Here is a 17,551-nt window from a genome sequence, read left to right on the forward strand (position 1 = left end):
AGGAATGCCTGATGGCAGAACGTGATAACCGCCGTGGCAACCGCCGCGACCGTGACGAGACACCGGAATTCGCAGATCGCCTGGTCGCGATCAACCGCGTGTCCAAAACCGTAAAAGGCGGTAAGCGCTTTGGCTTCGCTGCCCTGGTTGTTGTTGGCGACCAGAAAGGCCGCGTCGGCTTTGGCAAGGGTAAAGCAAAAGAAGTGCCCGAAGCGATCCGCAAGGCGACCGAACAGGCCAAGCGCCAGATGGTCCGTGTGCCGCTGAAAGAGGGCCGCACCCTGCACCACGACATGGCCGGCCGTCACGGCGCAGGCAAAGTTGTGATGCGTACCGCGCCTGAAGGTACCGGTATCATCGCAGGTGGTCCGATGCGTGCTGTCTTCGAAATGCTTGGCGTCAAAGACGTTGTTTCGAAGTCGATCGGTTCGCAGAACCCCTACAACATGATCCGCGCCACCCTGAACGGCCTGTCCAAAGAGCAGAGCCCGCGTTCGGTGGCTCAGCGCCGCGGCAAAAAGGTCGCTGACATCCTGCCCAAGCGGGATGAAGCACCGGCAGCTGCCGAAGCTGAAGCGTAAGGAGTAGAGAAACATGGCAAAAACCATCGTGATCAAGCAGATCGGCTCGCCGATCCGCCGTCCTGCCAAACAGCGCGCAACCCTGATTGGCCTGGGCCTGAACAAGATGCACAAAACCCGTGAGCTGGAGGATACCCCTTCGGTCCGCGGCATGGTCAACTCGATCTCGCATATGGTTCAGATCATCGAAGAGCGCGGCTAAGCCCCTTTTCGGTTTCAGACTTTGGAAAACGCCTCCGGGAAACCGGGGGCGTTTTTCGTTTTGGGACAGAGCAGGGCCGGGGCAGGGCGTTAACCTGCGGGAAAGGCCCCTTGCAATGCTTGCATAGCGGCTTGCCGGTTGTGTCAGTTGTTGGAATCGCGTGGCACTCCTATCTCGGGGTCACAGCAAATGACCAAACACAGACCATCGGGAATATGCCCGGTATCAGAGATAAGGATTGTTAAGATGGCACATGTTATCAGCACCGCACACGGCACCCACAGCCTCACCGCCCGCATCCGTTCCGCCGTGGAAGGCCTGGCCGATTCCTGGGTCAAAGCCCGCGAATTCCAGCGCACCTACAATGAACTGGACGCGTTGAGCGATCATGAGCTTTCGGACATCGGTGTGCGCCGCGACGATATCGCCGACCTGGCGCGCCAGCACGTCTACGGCTAAGAATTCCCGCCTTCCCGGACGCTTCTCTCCTCCTCCTTCGTGTCCGGGCCAAAGCGCTCCTGCCCTGTCCGGGCGGGAGCGTTTTCTTTTGGCAAGGCTTCAAGAGACCTCACGCGATCGTGCTATGCGGGCGCTGCATAGCTGCCAGACCAAAGCGTCCGTTGTTCCCGGTCCTGGCCGTCCTTATGTCCCGTTCACTTCAGACGAACAGATCAAGCAACGCGCCGGAGGCACGCTCCGGCAGCGCAGCGAAGGAACAAGAACAATGGCATATTCAACTCTTTCCGCACCCTCCGCCGGGATCTCGGCCCGTTTCGCAGGCTTTGCCGCCGGGCTGCTGCAGAACTGGAAGCTGCGCCGCGATTACAAGGCAACCGTCAACGCCCTGCGCGCGATGTCCGCCCGCGACCTGGCTGACATCGGCCTGACCCGTTGCGCCATCCCCGGCGTCGCGCGCGAACACGTTTACGGCAAGTAACCTCCCCGGCCGGCTCCGGATCCTCCTCCCTCTCCGAAGGACCGGCCCGAAAGCGCCCCTGCCATCCCGGCGGGGGCGTTTTTGTTTGCCGGGGTGTTGCGTCGGCAACATACGCCTCGCCCACGCGGATTTAACTACGCTCTGAGAGGATCGCACCCGTTCATGATCACCCGCCGGGCCTGACACGCCCGGCACCTGGAACAGGGCTCCGGTCTGGCACCCGGAGCGGGCGATACGCGTATTCGCATGGGGGAAACCCCATCCCATCTCCACCCCGGCGGCGCCGCCACCCTTTAACGGAGGGGCCTAGACGGACCGGACAGCACCAGAGGCAGCAAGAGAGGAACCGGCAGGGCAGGGGCCTTGGCGGCGGGACCTGCGTGCTCCGCATGTTTGGCGGGGCTGCGGGGCTTGATCCCGTCCCGCATCGGGTCTATAGGCACCCGGTGGCGTTCTGCGCCATGGAATCACCAATCAAGAAACGCCGCGGTTGGCCCGTCTCGCTTCGGGGGCCACATCCGGCAAGGAGAAGCGACATGAAACTTCACGAACTCAGCGACAATCCTGGCGCAACCAAAAAACGCATGCGCGTTGCCCGTGGCCCCGGCTCTGGCAAGGGTAAAATGGGCGGCCGTGGTATCAAAGGCCAGAAATCCCGTTCGGGTGTGTCGATCAACGGTTACGAAGGCGGTCAGATGCCCTTGTACCAGCGTCTGCCCAAGCGCGGCTTCAACAAGCCGAACCGCAAGGCATACGCCGTTGTGAACCTGGGTCTGATCCAGAAATTCATCGACCTGGGCAAGCTGGACGCCGCGGATATCACCGAAGATTCGATGATCGCATCGGGTCTGGTACGCCGCAAGCTGGATGGCGTCCGTGTCCTGGCCAAAGGTGAAATCACCGCCAAAGCCACCATCACTGTGACCGGTGCATCGGCAGCTGCCGTTGACGCTGTTGCAAAAGCTGGCGGCGCTCTGACTGTGGCAACTGCAGCCGCCGCAGAGTAACGGCTTGTGAGCGGCGCCAATGCCGCTTACATAGTCTTCGAGTTTTCCTAGAACGCCGCCCGAGCCGGAAAACGGTTCCGGGCGGCGTTTCGCTAAAGAAGAGACCTTTTCATGGTATCAGCAGCAGAACAAATGGCGGCGAACACCAGCTGGGCTGCCCTGGGCAAGGCCACGGATCTGCGCAACCGGATCCTGTTCACCATCGGCCTTTTGATTGTCTATCGCCTGGGCACGTTCATTCCGGTTCCGGGCATCGATTCTGGCGCCCTGCGCCAGTTCATGGAGCAGGCGGGCCAGGGCATCGGCGGCATGGTGTCGATGTTCACCGGCGGCGCGCTTGGCCGGATGGGGATTTTTGCCCTCGGCATCATGCCCTATATCTCCGCCTCCATTATCGTTCAGCTCCTGACTTCGATGGTGCCCTCGCTTGAGCAGCTCAAGAAAGAGGGCGAGCAGGGCCGCAAGAAGATCAACCAGTACACCCGCTATGGCACCGTGGCGCTGGCGACTGCGCAGGCCTATGGGCTGGCTGTGTCGCTGGAATCGGGTGACCTGGCGACCGATCCGGGCATGTATTTCCGCATGGCCTGCATGATCACCCTGGTGGGCGGCACCATGTTCCTGATGTGGCTGGGCGAGCAGATCACCCAGCGCGGCATCGGCAACGGCATTTCGCTGATCATCTTTGTCGGCATCATCGCCGAGGTCCCTGCCGCAATCGCGCAGTTCTTTGCCTCCGGCCGTTCCGGCGCGATCAGCCCCGCCGTGATCATCGGTGTGATCCTGATGGTGATCGGCGTGATCATGTTCGTGGTGTTCATGGAACGCGCCCTGCGCAAGATCCACATCCAGTACCCGCGCCGCCAGGTCGGCATGAAGGTCTATGACGGCGGCTCCTCGCATCTGCCGGTCAAGGTGAACCCGGCGGGCGTGATCCCGGCGATCTTCGCCTCGTCGCTGCTGCTGCTGCCGACCACCATCTCGGCGTTCTCCTCAGGCGCGGCAACCGGTCCGGTGATGTCCTGGCTCTTGGCGAACTTTGGCCCCGGCCAGCCGCTGTATCTGTTGTTCTTTATCGCGATGATCGTGTTCTTTGCCTATTTCTACACCTTCAACGTCTCCTTCAAGCCGGATGATGTGGCGAACAACCTGAAGAACCAGAACGGCTTTGTTCCTGGCATCCGTCCCGGTAAGAAAACCGCAGAATATATCGAGTATGTGGTCAATCGTATCCTGGTTCTCGGCTCCGGCTACCTGGCGCTGGTCTGCCTGCTGCCCGAGGTCCTCCGCGGCCAATTCGCCATCCCCGTCTATTTTGGCGGCACGTCCGTTCTGATTGTGGTATCCGTCACCATGGACACCATTCAGCAGGTGCAAAGCCACCTCCTCGCGCATCAGTATGAGGGGCTTATCGAGAAAAGCCAGCTGCGCGGGCGCAACAAGAAACGGACAAAACGGGGACCTTCTCGCCGATGAGCAACATTATCCTTCTTGGCCCGCCGGGGGCGGGCAAAGGTACGCAGGCGCGTTACCTGGTTGAATCCCGCGGCATGGTGCAACTCAGCACCGGCGACATGCTGCGCGAGGCCCAGACCTCCGGAACCGAAATGGGCAAGAAGGTTGCTGCCATCATGGCCGAGGGCAAGCTGGTCACCGACCAGATTGTCATTGGCCTGATCCGCGAGAAGCTGCGCGAGGGCGCCGAGGGCGGTTTCATCTTCGATGGCTTCCCGCGCACCCTGGCCCAGGCCGATGCGCTGGCCAAGCTGCTGGACGAAATGGGCCTGAAGCTTGACGCTGTGATCGAGATGCAGGTCGATGACGACGCGCTGGTCGCGCGCATCACCGGCCGCTCCACCTGCGGCGGCTGCGGCGAGGTCTATCATGACCAGACCAAGCCCTGGCCGGCGGACGGCAAATGCGCCAACTGCGGCAGCACGGATGCGACCCGCCGGGCGGACGACAATGAGGATAGCCTCAAGACCCGCCTGATGGAGTATTACAAGAAGACCTCGCCGCTGATCGGCTACTTCTACGCCAAGGGCAATCTCCAACGTCTGGACGGTCTCGCCTCGATTGCAGAAGTCCGCAAGAACATGGCCTGGATCATGGGCGCATAACGCCTGCCGAAGGGCGCGCGGCGGCAGCTCGGCTGCTGGCCGGAATAGCCAAGCCCTGCCGGTCCGGCGGGGCTTATTCTTTAGGGCTTGACGGCCCATATCCCAGCCCCTAGTTACCCACATCCCTTCTGGGAATGATTCCCGGCGGGCAGATTCGTTTGCCTGCTTTATCACCTCGAAATGCTGGACCCTCTGGCCACACTGCCACGGTCAAGTGTTGTGAAAAAAGGTTCCGGCGCTACGGAACCGCAACGAAAAGGAAAGTGACACGTGGCACGTATTGCCGGCGTTAACATCCCGACTGCAAAGCGGGTTCCCATCGCCCTCACCTATATCACCGGTATCGGTAACACCTCGGCCAAAGCGATCTGCGAAGCCGTAGGCATCGACGCGACCCGCCGTGTGAACGAACTCAGCGACGCAGAAGTCCTGGCCGTGCGCGAGCACATCGACGCCAACTTCACCGTCGAAGGCGACCTGCGCCGTGAAACTCAGATGAACATCAAACGTCTGATGGATCTTGGCTGCTACCGTGGCCTGCGCCACCGCCGCAACCTGCCGGTCCGCGGTCAGCGTACCCACACCAACGCTCGCACCCGCAAAGGCCCCGCAAAGGCCATCGCTGGTAAGAAGAAGTAAGGGAGGGTTTGACCAATGGCACGTGAGAAGACACGCGTTAAGAAGAAAGAGCGCAAGAACATCGCAACTGGTGTTGCGCATGTGAACTCGTCGTTCAACAACACCAAAATCCTGATCTCCGACGTGCAGGGCAATGCGATCGCTTGGTCGTCGGCCGGCACCATGGGCTTCAAAGGCTCGCGGAAATCCACGCCTTACGCGGCCCAGATGGCTGCCGAGGATGCGGGCAAGAAAGCCCAGGATCACGGTGTGAAGACGCTGGAAGTCGAAGTTCAGGGCCCCGGCTCTGGCCGTGAATCGGCTCTGCGCGCACTGGCTGCCGTCGGTTTCAACATCACTTCGATCCGTGATGTGACCCCGATCGCGCACAACGGCTGCCGCCCGCCGAAGCGCCGTCGCGTCTAATTCGAATTTTTGCTGGGGCCCCGCTTGATTCGCAGGGCCCCAGTGCGTCATTTAAACCTCGGGCGTCCTTGGCCTTTCGGACATGGGGCAAGGACAGGAATGGAGGGAACGCATGATCCATAAGAACTGGGCAGAGCTGATCAAGCCGGCACAGCTGGAAGTGAAGCCGGGTAACGATCCTGCACGCCAGGCAACTGTCGTCGCAGAGCCGCTGGAACGCGGTTTCGGCCTGACCCTGGGCAACGCGCTGCGCCGCGTCCTGATGAGCTCGCTGCAAGGCGCGGCCATCACCAGCGTGCAGATCGACAACGTGCTGCACGAGTTTTCGTCGGTTGCCGGTGTGCGCGAAGACGTCACCGACATCATCCTGAACCTCAAGGGCGTGTCCCTGCGCATGGAAGTCGAAGGCCCCAAGCGCCTTTCGGTCAATGCCAAGGGCCCGGCCGTTGTCACCGCTGGCGACATCGCTGAGACCGCCGGTATTGAGGTTCTGAACCGCGATCACGTCATCTGCCACTTGGACGACGGCGCCGACCTGTTCATGGAACTGACCGTGAACACCGGCAAAGGCTATGTTTCGGCAGAGAAAAACAAGCCGGAAGACGCACCGATCGGCCTGATCCCGATCGACGCGATCTATTCGCCGGTCAAGAAGGTCTCCTATGACGTTCAGCCGACCCGTGAGGGCCAAGTGCTGGACTATGACAAGCTGACCATGAAGGTGGAAACCGACGGCTCCATCACGCCTGACGATGCCGTCGCCTATGCCGCCCGCATTCTGCAGGACCAGCTGTCGATCTTCGTCAACTTCGACGAGCCGGAATCGGCAAACCGTCAGGACGAGGACGATGGTCTCGAGTTCAACCCGCTTCTGCTCAAGAAAGTGGACGAGCTGGAACTGTCTGTGCGGTCTGCAAACTGCCTGAAGAACGACAACATCGTCTATATCGGCGATCTCATCCAGAAGACCGAAGCAGAAATGCTGCGCACGCCGAACTTCGGCCGCAAGTCGCTGAACGAGATCAAAGAAGTGCTGTCGGGCATGGGCCTGCACCTTGGCATGGACGTCGAGGACTGGCCGCCGGACAACATCGAAGATCTGGCCAAGAAATTCGAAGACAGCTTCTAAAGCGCGTCTTTGAGGGGAGGGCACTGGCCCTCCCCAAACCATTCCCGGGTTTGGCCGGGGAAGACACGGGCATCCGCCCCAAGGTGAGCAGCTGACACGCATCAGCCGCCTGACAAAGCAAAAACGCAAGATAAGGAATTGAATAATGCGTCACGCACGTGGTTACCGCCGCCTGAACCGTACTCATGAGCACCGCAAAGCGCTGTTTTCGAACATGTGCGGCTCGCTGATCGAGCACGAGCAGATCAAGACAACCCTGCCCAAAGCAAAAGAACTGCGCCCGATCATCGAAAAGATGATCACCCTGGCAAAGCGCGGCGACCTGCACGCCCGCCGTCAGGCCGCGTCCAAGCTGAAGCAGGACAAGGACGTCGCGAAACTGTTCGAGGTTCTGGGCCCGCGCTACAAGGACCGTCAGGGCGGCTATGTCCGTATCCTGAAGGCCGGCTTCCGTTACGGCGACATGGCTCCGATGGCGATCATCGAGTTTGTTGACCGCGACACTGCCGCCAAGGGTGCCGCCGACAAGGCCCGCCTGGAAGCAGCAGAAGCAGCTGCAGAAGCTGACGAATAAATCACGCTGAATTATCAGGTTCAGCTATCTGGCCCCCGCTCCGTCCGGAGCGGGGGTTTTTCGTTGCCTGACGGCATCCGGACAATGTTTAGAATGCATTTTTTGCGCGAAAGGGAATCGTAATTTTCTTCTGATTTTACTGTCGCAAACAAGCAAGTTCCGGGACGGATGTGATGGCAGTAAAGAAGACACCCGCGGCCAGGCGGTTCTCACTGGCGAACCTCAGCACCAAGACAAAGATCGTTTCGGTGGCGGTGTTCCCGCTGCTGCTGGTTCTGGGGGTCGGCGTGCTGGCGGTGGTGAATCTGGGCCGTATGGACAAGACCGCGCAGGCTGTTGACCACACCCAGAAGATTTTGACCGAAGCGCAGGCGCTGGCCGAAGCCGCCTCGGGAATGGAGGCCGGGCTGCGGGGGTACCTGCTGGCCGGGCAGGATGAATATCTGGTGCCGTTTGAGGACGGCAGCGCCAAAGTTGCCGGCTCCCTGAACCGTTTGCGCAGCCTGGCCGCGGGCAATCCGGACTTGCTGGCTGACCTTGATACGGCAGAGCAGACATTGGCCGGCTGGCAGGAGGATGTTGCGGCCGGCGCCATCGCGTTGCGGCGCGATATCGGCGATTCCCTGACCATGAACGACATGGCGGCAGAGGTGAAACAGTCCAAGGGCCGGGTCTACTTCGAGAACTTCCGTGCGGAGATGGCTAAGGTCATTGAGGAAGAGGAAGTCGAGCTGAACAACCGGCGCAACACCTTTTCTTCCCTGGTGAACGCCGGGATTGCCGATCCGGATTACCTGAACACCTCGCTGCAGGCGGTGGAGCGGACCCACAAGGTCATCAGCAGCGCCAAGGATCTGCTGTCGGCGGCGGTCGACATGGAGACGGGCATGCGCGGCTTTCTTCTGGCGGGCGACCGGGAATTTCTCGAACCGTATATGGAGGGCAACGGGCGCTTTAACGAGGTGCTGGCCGACCTCCACCTGGCGCTGGCCGACAATCTGATGCAGGCAAACCGCCTGGATAACGTCGCCAAAATCGTTGACGAATGGCGCAGCAGCGTGGTGGTTCCGATGCTGCAGCTGCGCCGGGTGATCGGCAGCGCGGCGACCATGGATGACATGGCCGATCTTGTCGCCCAGGGTCAGGGCAAGGCGTATTTCGACAGCTTCCGTGCCACTATGGAGACGATTGAGGCGAAAGGGGCCGAGGCAATGGCCGTGCGCCGCGCCGCCAATGAAGCACTTGCCGCCCAGACCCGTATCATGATCCCCGGCGCAATTGCTGCGGCGATCCTGATCGGCGCGGTGATGGCGCTGGTCACCGGCTCTGGCATTGCTTCCGGCCTGCGGCGCATCGTGGTGTCGATGCGCGGGCTGGCCGAAGGTAACAACGCGGTCGAGATCCAAGGCCAGACCCGCGGCGACGAGGTGGGCGATATGGCCCGCGCGCTGGATAAATTCCGCGCTGAACTGCTGCGGATGCAGGAGGCCGAGCAGCAGAAAGCAGAAAGCAAGGACGCCGAGCTGGGCAATGTGGTGAAGCAGCTGAGCGAACGTCTGGCCCGGCTGTCGCATGGCGATCTGACCATCCGCATCGCCGAGGAATTCCCGGAGGAATACGAACAGCTGCGCGCTGATTTCAACGGCTCCATCGACAATCTCAACGCTACGGTGCAGCAGGTGATCGAAGCCGCCTCCAGCATCCGCAGCGGTTCTGCAGAGATCAGCCAGGCCTCCGACGATCTGTCCCACCGGACCGAAAGCCAGGCCGCCACGCTCGAAGAGACCGCCGCCGCGATTGATGAGCTGACAGCCTCGGTGAAATCTGCCGCCGAAGGAGCCCGTAATGTCGAGGCAACCGTGCGCGAAGCCCGCCAGGAGGCCGAAAGCAGCGGCGAGGTTGTGCAAAGCGCCGTGGCCGCCATGAGCGGGATCGAGGCCAGCTCGAAGAAGATTTCCCAGATCATCTCGGTGATTGACGACATTGCGTTTCAAACCAACCTCTTGGCGCTGAACGCCGGGGTCGAGGCTGCCCGCGCGGGCGAGGCCGGCCGCGGCTTTGCGGTGGTGGCGTCCGAGGTGCGGGCGCTGGCGCAGCGGTCTTCGGATGCGGCGATGGAGATCAAGACCCTGATTGGCGACAGTTCACGTCAGGTCGGGGAGGGGGTGGATCTGGTCGGCCGCGCCGGTGATGCACTGCAGTCGATTGTCGGTCAGGTCAGCCATATCTCGCAACTGGTGTCCGAGATCGCTGAGGGCGCCGAGGAGCAATCCACCGGCCTGCTGGAGATCAACACCGGCGTCACCCAGCTGGATCAAGTGACCCAGCAGAACGCGGCCATGGTCGAGGAAGCCACGGCAGCAGGCCATCTGCTGAACAGCGATGCGGGCAAGCTGTCGGATCTGGTCGCCCGCTTCCAGGTGGCCGGCGGCGGCACGCTTGCAGCCGCATCCGCCCCGGTATCCGCGGCGCCGGCTGCCATGGCGCCCTCAGCCCATGGCAGCGATGACTGGGATCTGGAGGCCAGCCCGGCCCCGGCTGCGGCAGCGCCGGCGGCAGACGGCAATGCGGCCCGCGATCTTTGGCAGGATTTCTGAGCCGCAGTGGAAACCGCCGCACAGGCCCTCCCCGGCGGAGGGCCTGTTGCCTTTTCAAGGTTGATTTTCCGGGGTGACAGCTGGCCGAATCTCCGCTAGCGTCCGGCTCATGACCCGTAGCTATGCCGCATTCTGGTATTTCTTTTATCCGCGCCACATGGCGGACGGAGGGGTCAGCGCATTCTGAGCTAAGATATCGGAACGCACCAGGATACCACCAACCGCCCGCAGCAGCCGGCGGTTTTTTTCGTATCCGCCGCAGCGCCAAGGGCCACCCGCCAAGGAAGCTGAAACATGACACCCCAGACCGAAAACCTCCGCATCACCGGCATGCAGGAACTGATCTCGCCCGAAGACCTCGCATCCCAGCTGCCCAGTACGGCGGCGGCCACAGATACCGTGCTGGCCAGCCGCACAGCGATCCAGGATGTGCTGCATGATCGCGATGACCGTGTTGTCGCTGTGGTCGGCCCCTGTTCGATTCACGACCCCAAAGCGGCGATGGAGTATGCCGAACGGCTGGCGCCTCTGCGCGACAGGCTGGCGGGCGAGCTGGAGGTTGTGATGCGGGTCTATTTCGAGAAACCCCGCACCATCTCGGGCTGGAAAGGGCTGATCAATGATCCCGGCCTCGACGGCTCGTTCCGCATCAACGAAGGCCTGGGTGCGGCGCGCCGACTGTGCCTGGACATCAACAGCCTGGGCCTGCCGGTCGGAACTGAGTTTCTGGACACTGCGGTGCCGCAATATATCTCGGATCTGGTGGCCTGGGCGGCCATCGGCGCCCGCACCACCGAAAGCCAGATTCACCGCGAGATGGCCTCAGGCCTCAGCTGCCCGGTGGGGTTCAAGAACGGCACACGCGGCAATCTGCAGATCGCAGTGGACGCAGTGCGCTCGGCGGCGCATCCGCATCATTTCATGGCATTGGCCAAATCAGGCCGCGCGGCAATTGCTGCAACCAGCGGCAACCCGGACTGCCACTTGATCCTGCGCGGCGGCGGCGGCACCAATTATGACGCGGCCTCGGTCGATGCGGCCTGCAGGCTGGCGGAAAAGGACGGCATTCGCGGCCATGTGATGATCGACGCCAGCCATGCCAACAGCGGCAAGGATCCCATGAAGCAGCCCGCCGTGCTGCGCGATGTAGCGGGCCAGATCGCCGGCGGCGACAGCCGCATCACCGGGGTGATGGTGGAAAGCCATCTGGTGGCGGGCCGTCAGGACCTGGGCAAAGGGGACCTCACTTACGGGCAGTCGGTTACCGACGGCTGCTTAGGCTGGGAGGATACAGTTCATGAGCTGGAGCATCTGGCCGCAGCGGTTGCCAAGCGCCGTTCAAAGGCAAGGCAACCGGATCTGGCGGAGGCCTGAGGTTTACCCAGGGGATGCGCCTTGCGGCGCGTGCCTTCGGCAGAGAATATGCGCAAAGAAGAAGGGCCTGATTGGGGGCAGCTTCTTTCTGGTCCGAAATACCCCGGGGTGAATTGGCCGTAAGGCCAAGAGGGGCAGCGCCCCTCTCTTTTCATCCCTTGGGGCAGCGCCCCTCTGCTGCCGGCCTGCTGATGCCTTGCAATCCGGGCGCGCGCTCCGCATATCCTTCGGGCAGTAACAAACGGAGCGCCCATGATCCGCCCAGCCCTGACCGCCCTTGCCCTGTGTCTTGCTTTGCCTGCGCTGGCCCTGCCAGCCGCCGCCGAAACCCGTGTGCCGCAGAACCAGGCGGAAATAACCCTCGGCTTCGCTCCGCTGGTCAAAGAAGCCTCGCCTGCAGTAGTCAACATCTACGCTAAAGTGGTGCGCCAGGTGCAGCAGCGCCGCCGATCGCCGTTCATGAATGATCCCTTCTTTGACGATTTCTTCCGGGGCTTTGCCAAGCCGCAGCCGCGGGTGGAGAACTCGCTGGGTTCGGGCGTGATCCTGTCGGCGGATGGCATCGTTGTGTCCAACTACCATGTTGTCGGCAGCGCCACCGAAATCCGCGTGGTGACCTCTGACCGGCGCGAATACAATGCGCGGGTGATCCTGGGTGACAAGGCCAGCGACTTGGCAATCCTGCAGCTGGAAGAGGCCGAAGGCCTGCCGCATCTGGACCTGCGCGACAGCGACCAGGTCGAGGTGGGTGAGCTGGCGCTGGCCATCGGCAACCCCTTTGGGGTTGGACAGACCGTCAGCAGCGGCATCATTTCAGGGCTTGCCCGTACCGGCATGGGGGCAGGCGACGGCTTTGGCTATTATATCCAGACCGACGCGCCGATCAATCCGGGCAATTCGGGCGGGGCGCTGATCGACGTGAACGGCGACCTTATCGGCATCAACACCCGCATCCTGTCCCGTTCCGGCGGTTCCAACGGCATCGGCTTTGCGATCCCTGCAAACCTGGTGACGGAGTTCGTCAATCAGGCCCGCAAAGGCGCGGAAGAGTTCCAGCGCCCTTGGGCCGGCATGGCCGGGCAGCCAGTGGATGCCGATCTGGCAGCCTCGCTGGAGATGGACGTGCCCGAGGGCATGGTGATTTCCGACCTGCATGCTGAAAGCCCTTTTGCCAAGGCGGGATTCAAGGTGGGCGATGTGATCACTCATGTGGATGGCGAAGTGGTGAATTCACCGTCCGAGATGGTGTTCCGCATGTCTGTCGCGGGACTGGACGGCATGTCCGCGATCACCCGGCTGCGCGGTGCTGAGCGGGAAGAGATTGCGGTGCCGATGATCGTGGCACCTGATCAGCCGCCCGCAAATCCGGTGCAGCTGGATGAAGACACGGCATTGCCCGGCCTGACCGTGGCGCGGATCAATCCGCAGGTGATTGCGCGCCTCGGCCTGCCCCTGTCGGCCGAAGGCGTGGTGGTGACGGACCCCGGCCCCTATGCCGGACGCGGCGGGGTGCAGCCCGGCGACGCACTTTTGGCGGTGAATGGCCAGCCTGTTGCCAGCACCGATGACGTCTATGCAATTCTGGCAAACAGCGGCCGCTGGATTCAGCTGGACCTGAACCGGCGCGGCCAGCGTGTCACCCTGCGGTTCCGGACCTGATGGCGGATCTGTTCGGCAGCCCTGCGACTGCAGACAGCGATGCGCCGCAGCCAAACCGGCCGCTTGCCGACCGGCTGCGGCCGCAGTCGCTGGCGGAGGTGATCGGCCAGCAGCAGGTGCTGGGGCCGGAGGCGCCGCTGGGGGTGATGCTGGCGTCCGGCTCGCTGTCGTCGTTGATCTTCTGGGGGCCGCCGGGGGTCGGCAAGACCACCATCGCGCGGCTGCTGGCGCAGGAGACCGACCTGCATTTTGTGCAGATCTCGGCGATCTTCACCGGGGTTCCGGAGCTGCGCAAGGTCTTCGAGGCCGCAAAGATCCGCCGCCAGAACGGTCAGGGCACACTGCTGTTCGTTGATGAGATACACCGCTTCAACAAGGCCCAGCAGGACGGCTTCCTGCCGCATATGGAGGATGGCACTATCCTGCTGGTGGGGGCGACAACCGAGAACCCCTCGTTTGAGCTGAACGCGGCTGTACTGTCGCGCAGCCAGGTTTTGGTGCTGGAACGGCTTTCGCTTGCCGATCTCGAACGCCTGACCCAGCGCGCGGAAAAGGAGCTGGGCCGGGCTTTGCCGTTGTCAGGCGATGCCCGAGACGCGCTGCATGAGATGGCTGATGGCGACGGCCGCGCGCTGTTGAACCTGATTGAGCAAGTTGCCGCTTGGAAGGTGGAGGCCTCACTGGGGCGCGAGGCGCTGGCCACACGGCTGATGCGCCGAGCGGCCAAGTTCGACAAATCCGGGGATGAGCATTACAACCTGATTTCTGCCCTGCATAAATCAATCCGCGGTTCGGACCCGGATGCCGCACTGTACTGGCTGGCGCGGATGCTGGAGGGCGGCGAGGATCCCCGCTTCCTGGCCCGGCGCCTCACGATGATGTCGACCGAGGACATCGGCATGGCCGACCCGCAGGCCAATACTGTCTGCCTGAATGCCTGGCAGACCTACGAGCGCCTCGGCAGCCCGGAGGGCGAGCTGGCGCTGGCCAATGCCGCCGTTTACCTGGCGCTGGCGCCGAAATCCAACGCGGTCTATGTCGGTATCAAGGCGGCGCGTCGGCTGGCCAAGCAGACCGGCAGCGCGCCGCCGCCCAAGCATATTCTGAATGCGCCGACCAAATTGATGTCAGAGCAGGGCTATGGCGACGGCTATGCCTATGACCACGATGCGGAGGACGGTTTTTCCGGCCAGAATTACTTCCCCGACGGGGTGAAGCGCCCGGTTCTGTACCAGCCGGTGGAGCGCGGGTTTGAGCGCGAGCTGAAGCGGCGCACGGACTATTTTGCGAACCTCAGGCTGAAGCGGAACAAGTAAAGCGGCTTTGCTTGCAAAGCCGCTGCCTCCGGCCGGGATATTTTTGGCAAGAGGAAGGGGCGGACAGCGTCAGCTCTGCGCGCCGTGCAATACGGGCAAAACTTGACATCCCTGCCTGTGCCGGCGACAGGACGGGGATGATTTCTTCGGTTTCCATGGTGGCCCTTGGCGGCGCAATCGGGGCGGTGTGCCGCTATCTGGCCGGGCTGGGCATCATCCGGGTTCTGGGGCACCATGACTTTCCGGTGGCGGTGATCACCGTGAATGTGATCGGTTCCTTCCTGATGGGGATGTTTGTGGTTGCTGCGGCGATGCGCGGGCTGACCCACCTCAGCCCCTTGGTGATGACCGGGCTTCTGGGCGGGTTCACCACCTTCTCGGCGTTCTCCTTGGAGACCGCCAACCTGATCGAGCGCGGCGCCTTCGGGCAGGCCGCACTTTATGTTGTTCTGTCCGTTGGATTGTCCGTGGGCGGTTTGTTTCTGGGCCTGATGGCCGCAAGAGGAGTGTTCGCATGAGCGGCGTTCAGATGATTACCGTCAGCGAAGACGATGGCGGCCAGCGCATTGACCGCTGGCTGCGGCGGCTGTTTCCGCATGTGAACCAGGGCCGCATCGAAAAGATGTGCCGCAAGGGCGAGCTGCGGCTGGACGGCGGGCGCGTCAAGGCCAATACACGGGTTGAGACCGGGCAGGTGGTGCGGGTGCCGCCGCTGGCGGACAGCGATCTGAAACCTGCCGCGCCGCGCGAGATGAAGATCTCGGATGCTGATGCCAGGATGATCCAGGATTGCGTGATTTACCGGGACGACGATGTGATCGTGCTGAACAAGCCTGCGGGCCTGGCGGTGCAGGGCGGCTCTGGCACCACTAAACATGTGGACGGGCTGGCGGAAGCGCTGAAGTTCGGGCTGGAGGACAAGCCAAAGCTGGTGCACCGGATCGACAAGGATACCTCCGGCATTCTGGTGCTGGCGCGCAACCGCAAGGCAGCACAGGGGCTGACCGCCGCCTTCCGCCACAAGAACACCCGCAAGATCTATTGGGCCTTGGTGGCCGGCGTGCCGACGCCGTACCTGGGCGAGATCAAGAACGGGCTGGTGAAGGCGCCGGGCCACGGCAAGAGCGGTGAAGGCGAGAAGATGATCAACGTGCATCCGCAGGACATCGACGAGACATATGGCGCCAAGCGGGCGCATACGCTTTATGCCACGCTCTACCGTGTCGCCAGCCGCGCGGCCTGGGTGGCGATGGAGCCCATTACGGGGCGCACCCATCAGCTGCGGGCGCATATGTCGGGCATGGGCCATCCGATTGCCGGGGATGGCAAATACGGCGGCTCGGGGCAGGAGAACCTGGGCGACGGCTGGGGCGCGCAGTTTGGCGGCGTGATCTCGAAGAAACTGCATCTGCACGCCCGCCGCATGGTGTTCGAACATCCGGTGACCCACAAGAATGTCTCGGTTGTGGCGCCTTTGCCTGATCACATGAAAGAGAGCTGGGACACCTTCGGCTGGAGCGAGGATCTGGCGGCGGATGACCCGTTTGAGGATCTGAAGTGAGTTCACCGCTGCGGCTGATCCTGTTTGATGTGGATGGCACCCTGGCGGACAGCCAAGGCGCGATCACCGGTGCGATGGCCGAAGCCTTTGACGGTGTTGGCCTGCCAGTGCCGCCGCGCGCGGCAATCCTGTCGATTGTCGGCCTGTCGCTGCCCTTGGCGATGAAGGAGCTGGCGCCGGACCAGGATACCGTAACGGTTGACGCGCTGGTGGAGGGGTACAAATCCTCTTACATGCTGGCGCGGCAAGCTGCCGGGGCTGCGCATTCGCCGCTTTATCCCGGTGCGCGCGAAGCGCTGGCGGAGTTGAACGCAATTCCGGAATACCTGCTGGGGGTCGCCACTGGTAAATCCCAGCGTGGGGTGGACGCCTTGATCGCAGCGCATGGGCTGGAGTGTTTCGTGACCCGGCAAGTGGCTGACCATCACCCGTCCAAGCCGCACCCGTCGATGGTACTGACGGCGATGGCGGAGACCGGGGTGGACCGTGCCAGCACCGTGATGATCGGCGACACGCGGTTCGACATTGAAATGGGGCGCGCAGCGGGGGTCACCACCATCGCCGTGCCTTGGGGATACCACCCGGCAGAGACATTGGGCGCCGACTACCTGATCCGCGATTTCGCGGAGCTGCGCCCGCTGCTGGCAGAGATTTGGAAGGTGTAAGAGATGAGCGGCTGGGCACAGAAACGGTTCTGGAAAGACGTCTCGGTTATGCAGACCGAAAACGGGTTTGCGGTGGAGCTTGACGGGCGCCGGGTGAAAACGCCGGCCAAGGCGCCGCTGGCGGTGCCGACCCGGGCCATGGGAAACGCCATCGCCGCGGAATGGGACGCGCAGACCGAATCAGTAGACCCCGGAACCATGCCTTGTACCCGGTCTGCCAATGCCGCGATTGACAAGGTGACACATCAGCACAGCGAAGTTGCGGCGATGCTGGCTGAATATGGCGATTCCGACCTGCTGTGCTACCGCGCCGACGCGCCGGTTGAGTTGACGTTGCGTCAGGCGCAGGAATGGGACCCGGCGCTGGACTGGGCAGCAGGGGCACTGGGCGTGCAGCTGCAGCCGCGCACCGGCATTCTGCACCAGCCGCAGGAGACCGCGGCGCTGGCGGTGCTGGCGGAAAAGGTGCATGCGATGACACCGTTCCAGCTGGCGGCTTTCCATGATTTGGTAGGGATTTCCGGCTCTTTGATCCTTGGCTTTGCTGCTGCGCAGGGCTGGCGGAGTGCTGATGAGATCTGGCAACTGTCGCGTCTGGATGAGCGCTGGCAGGCAGAGCAATGGGGTGTCGACGAGGACGCCCAGGCTGCGGCGGAGGTGAAGCGGCAGGAATTTCTGCACGCCAAACGGTTTTACGATTTCTCCTGAGAGAACAGAAAATTACCGAATGACCCCGTGCGGCGTAGATAAATTTACTCATGGGCAATCTGTGCGTATGCCGCGCA

General features: G+C 62.5%; 19 protein-coding genes. All 19 read left to right on the plus strand.

The annotated features are described in order from the left end of the window. The first annotated feature begins 11 nt into the window (after positions 1 to 11). The 19 genes from rpsE to K3724_RS01365 all read left to right on the plus strand — a co-directional run bounded on the left by rpsE (position 12) and on the right by K3724_RS01365 (position 17,474). Positions 12 to 581, plus strand: a complete 570-nt coding sequence (gene rpsE / locus K3724_RS01275; protein WP_129372215.1) for a 30S ribosomal protein S5 — start codon at positions 12 to 14, stop codon at positions 579 to 581. Between the two features lie 13 nt (positions 582 to 594). Continuing rightward, positions 595 to 783, plus strand: a complete 189-nt coding sequence (gene rpmD / locus K3724_RS01280) for a 50S ribosomal protein L30 (RefSeq protein WP_129372214.1) — start codon at positions 595 to 597, stop codon at positions 781 to 783. 246 nt (positions 784 to 1,029) lie between these two features. Beyond that, a complete protein-coding gene (locus K3724_RS01285) occupies positions 1,030 to 1,242 on the plus strand; it encodes a DUF1127 domain-containing protein (RefSeq protein ID WP_259989330.1) in 213 nt (70 codons plus the stop codon). A 265-nt stretch (positions 1,243 to 1,507) separates the two neighbouring features. Continuing rightward, the gene (locus K3724_RS01290; RefSeq protein WP_259989332.1) at positions 1,508 to 1,720 is read left to right on the plus strand and encodes a DUF1127 domain-containing protein; all 213 of its coding nucleotides are present in this window, start codon (positions 1,508 to 1,510) and stop codon (positions 1,718 to 1,720) included. A gap of 536 nt (positions 1,721 to 2,256) precedes the next feature. Further along, on the plus strand, positions 2,257 to 2,727 hold the full coding sequence (gene rplO / locus K3724_RS01295) for a 50S ribosomal protein L15 (protein WP_129372211.1): 471 nt from the start codon (positions 2,257 to 2,259) through the stop codon (positions 2,725 to 2,727). 111 nt (positions 2,728 to 2,838) lie between these two features. Continuing rightward, complete coding sequence (gene secY / locus K3724_RS01300; protein WP_259989335.1) at positions 2,839 to 4,203, plus strand: preprotein translocase subunit SecY; 1,365 nt, start codon at positions 2,839 to 2,841, stop codon at positions 4,201 to 4,203. Then, a complete protein-coding gene (locus K3724_RS01305) occupies positions 4,200 to 4,847 on the plus strand; it encodes an adenylate kinase (RefSeq protein ID WP_259989337.1) in 648 nt (215 codons plus the stop codon). Before secY ends, K3724_RS01305 begins: the two co-directional genes overlap by 4 nt. A gap of 270 nt (positions 4,848 to 5,117) precedes the next feature. Then, on the plus strand, positions 5,118 to 5,486 hold the full coding sequence (gene rpsM, locus K3724_RS01310; RefSeq protein ID WP_129372208.1) for a 30S ribosomal protein S13: 369 nt from the start codon (positions 5,118 to 5,120) through the stop codon (positions 5,484 to 5,486). Positions 5,487 to 5,501: 15 nt separating this feature from the next. Next, positions 5,502 to 5,891, plus strand: coding sequence for a 30S ribosomal protein S11 (gene rpsK / locus K3724_RS01315; protein WP_259989340.1), 390 nt, complete (start codon positions 5,502 to 5,504; stop codon positions 5,889 to 5,891). Between the two features lie 112 nt (positions 5,892 to 6,003). Further along, positions 6,004 to 7,020, plus strand: a complete 1,017-nt coding sequence (locus K3724_RS01320; RefSeq protein ID WP_259989342.1) for a DNA-directed RNA polymerase subunit alpha — start codon at positions 6,004 to 6,006, stop codon at positions 7,018 to 7,020. Between the two features lie 145 nt (positions 7,021 to 7,165). Further along, positions 7,166 to 7,594, plus strand: a complete 429-nt coding sequence (rplQ, locus tag K3724_RS01325; protein ID WP_027257365.1) for a 50S ribosomal protein L17 — start codon at positions 7,166 to 7,168, stop codon at positions 7,592 to 7,594. A gap of 173 nt (positions 7,595 to 7,767) precedes the next feature. Continuing rightward, positions 7,768 to 10,191, plus strand: a complete 2,424-nt coding sequence (locus K3724_RS01330; RefSeq protein WP_259989344.1) for a CHASE3 domain-containing protein — start codon at positions 7,768 to 7,770, stop codon at positions 10,189 to 10,191. A gap of 294 nt (positions 10,192 to 10,485) precedes the next feature. Continuing rightward, positions 10,486 to 11,565, plus strand: a complete 1,080-nt coding sequence (locus K3724_RS01335) for a 3-deoxy-7-phosphoheptulonate synthase (protein ID WP_259989346.1) — start codon at positions 10,486 to 10,488, stop codon at positions 11,563 to 11,565. A 252-nt stretch (positions 11,566 to 11,817) separates the two neighbouring features. After that, a complete protein-coding gene (locus K3724_RS01340; protein WP_259989348.1) occupies positions 11,818 to 13,224 on the plus strand; it encodes a trypsin-like peptidase domain-containing protein in 1,407 nt (468 codons plus the stop codon). Further along, positions 13,224 to 14,540, plus strand: a complete 1,317-nt coding sequence (locus tag K3724_RS01345; protein WP_259989350.1) for a replication-associated recombination protein A — start codon at positions 13,224 to 13,226, stop codon at positions 14,538 to 14,540. The genes K3724_RS01340 and K3724_RS01345 overlap by 1 nt, the downstream gene beginning before the upstream one ends. Positions 14,541 to 14,677: 137 nt before the next feature. Continuing rightward, positions 14,678 to 15,058 carry a fluoride efflux transporter CrcB gene (gene crcB, locus K3724_RS01350; protein WP_259989352.1) on the plus strand — a complete coding sequence of 127 codons (381 nt, stop codon included), beginning with the start codon at positions 14,678 to 14,680 and terminating at the stop codon, positions 15,056 to 15,058. Then, a complete protein-coding gene (locus K3724_RS01355) occupies positions 15,055 to 16,101 on the plus strand; it encodes an RluA family pseudouridine synthase (RefSeq protein ID WP_129372200.1) in 1,047 nt (348 codons plus the stop codon). The genes crcB and K3724_RS01355 overlap by 4 nt, the downstream gene beginning before the upstream one ends. Beyond that, positions 16,098 to 16,766: an HAD-IA family hydrolase gene (locus K3724_RS01360; RefSeq protein ID WP_259989355.1), complete on the plus strand. Its 669-nt coding sequence runs from the start codon at positions 16,098 to 16,100 to the stop codon at positions 16,764 to 16,766. The genes K3724_RS01355 and K3724_RS01360 overlap by 4 nt, the downstream gene beginning before the upstream one ends. A 3-nt stretch (positions 16,767 to 16,769) precedes the next feature. Then, positions 16,770 to 17,474, plus strand: a complete 705-nt coding sequence (locus K3724_RS01365) for an ATP12 family chaperone protein (RefSeq protein ID WP_259989356.1) — start codon at positions 16,770 to 16,772, stop codon at positions 17,472 to 17,474. Positions 17,475 to 17,551 lie beyond the last annotated feature (77 nt).

The sequence above is a fragment of the Leisingera sp. M658 genome (genome assembly GCF_025144145.1).
Taxonomy (GTDB): domain Bacteria; phylum Pseudomonadota; class Alphaproteobacteria; order Rhodobacterales; family Rhodobacteraceae; genus Leisingera.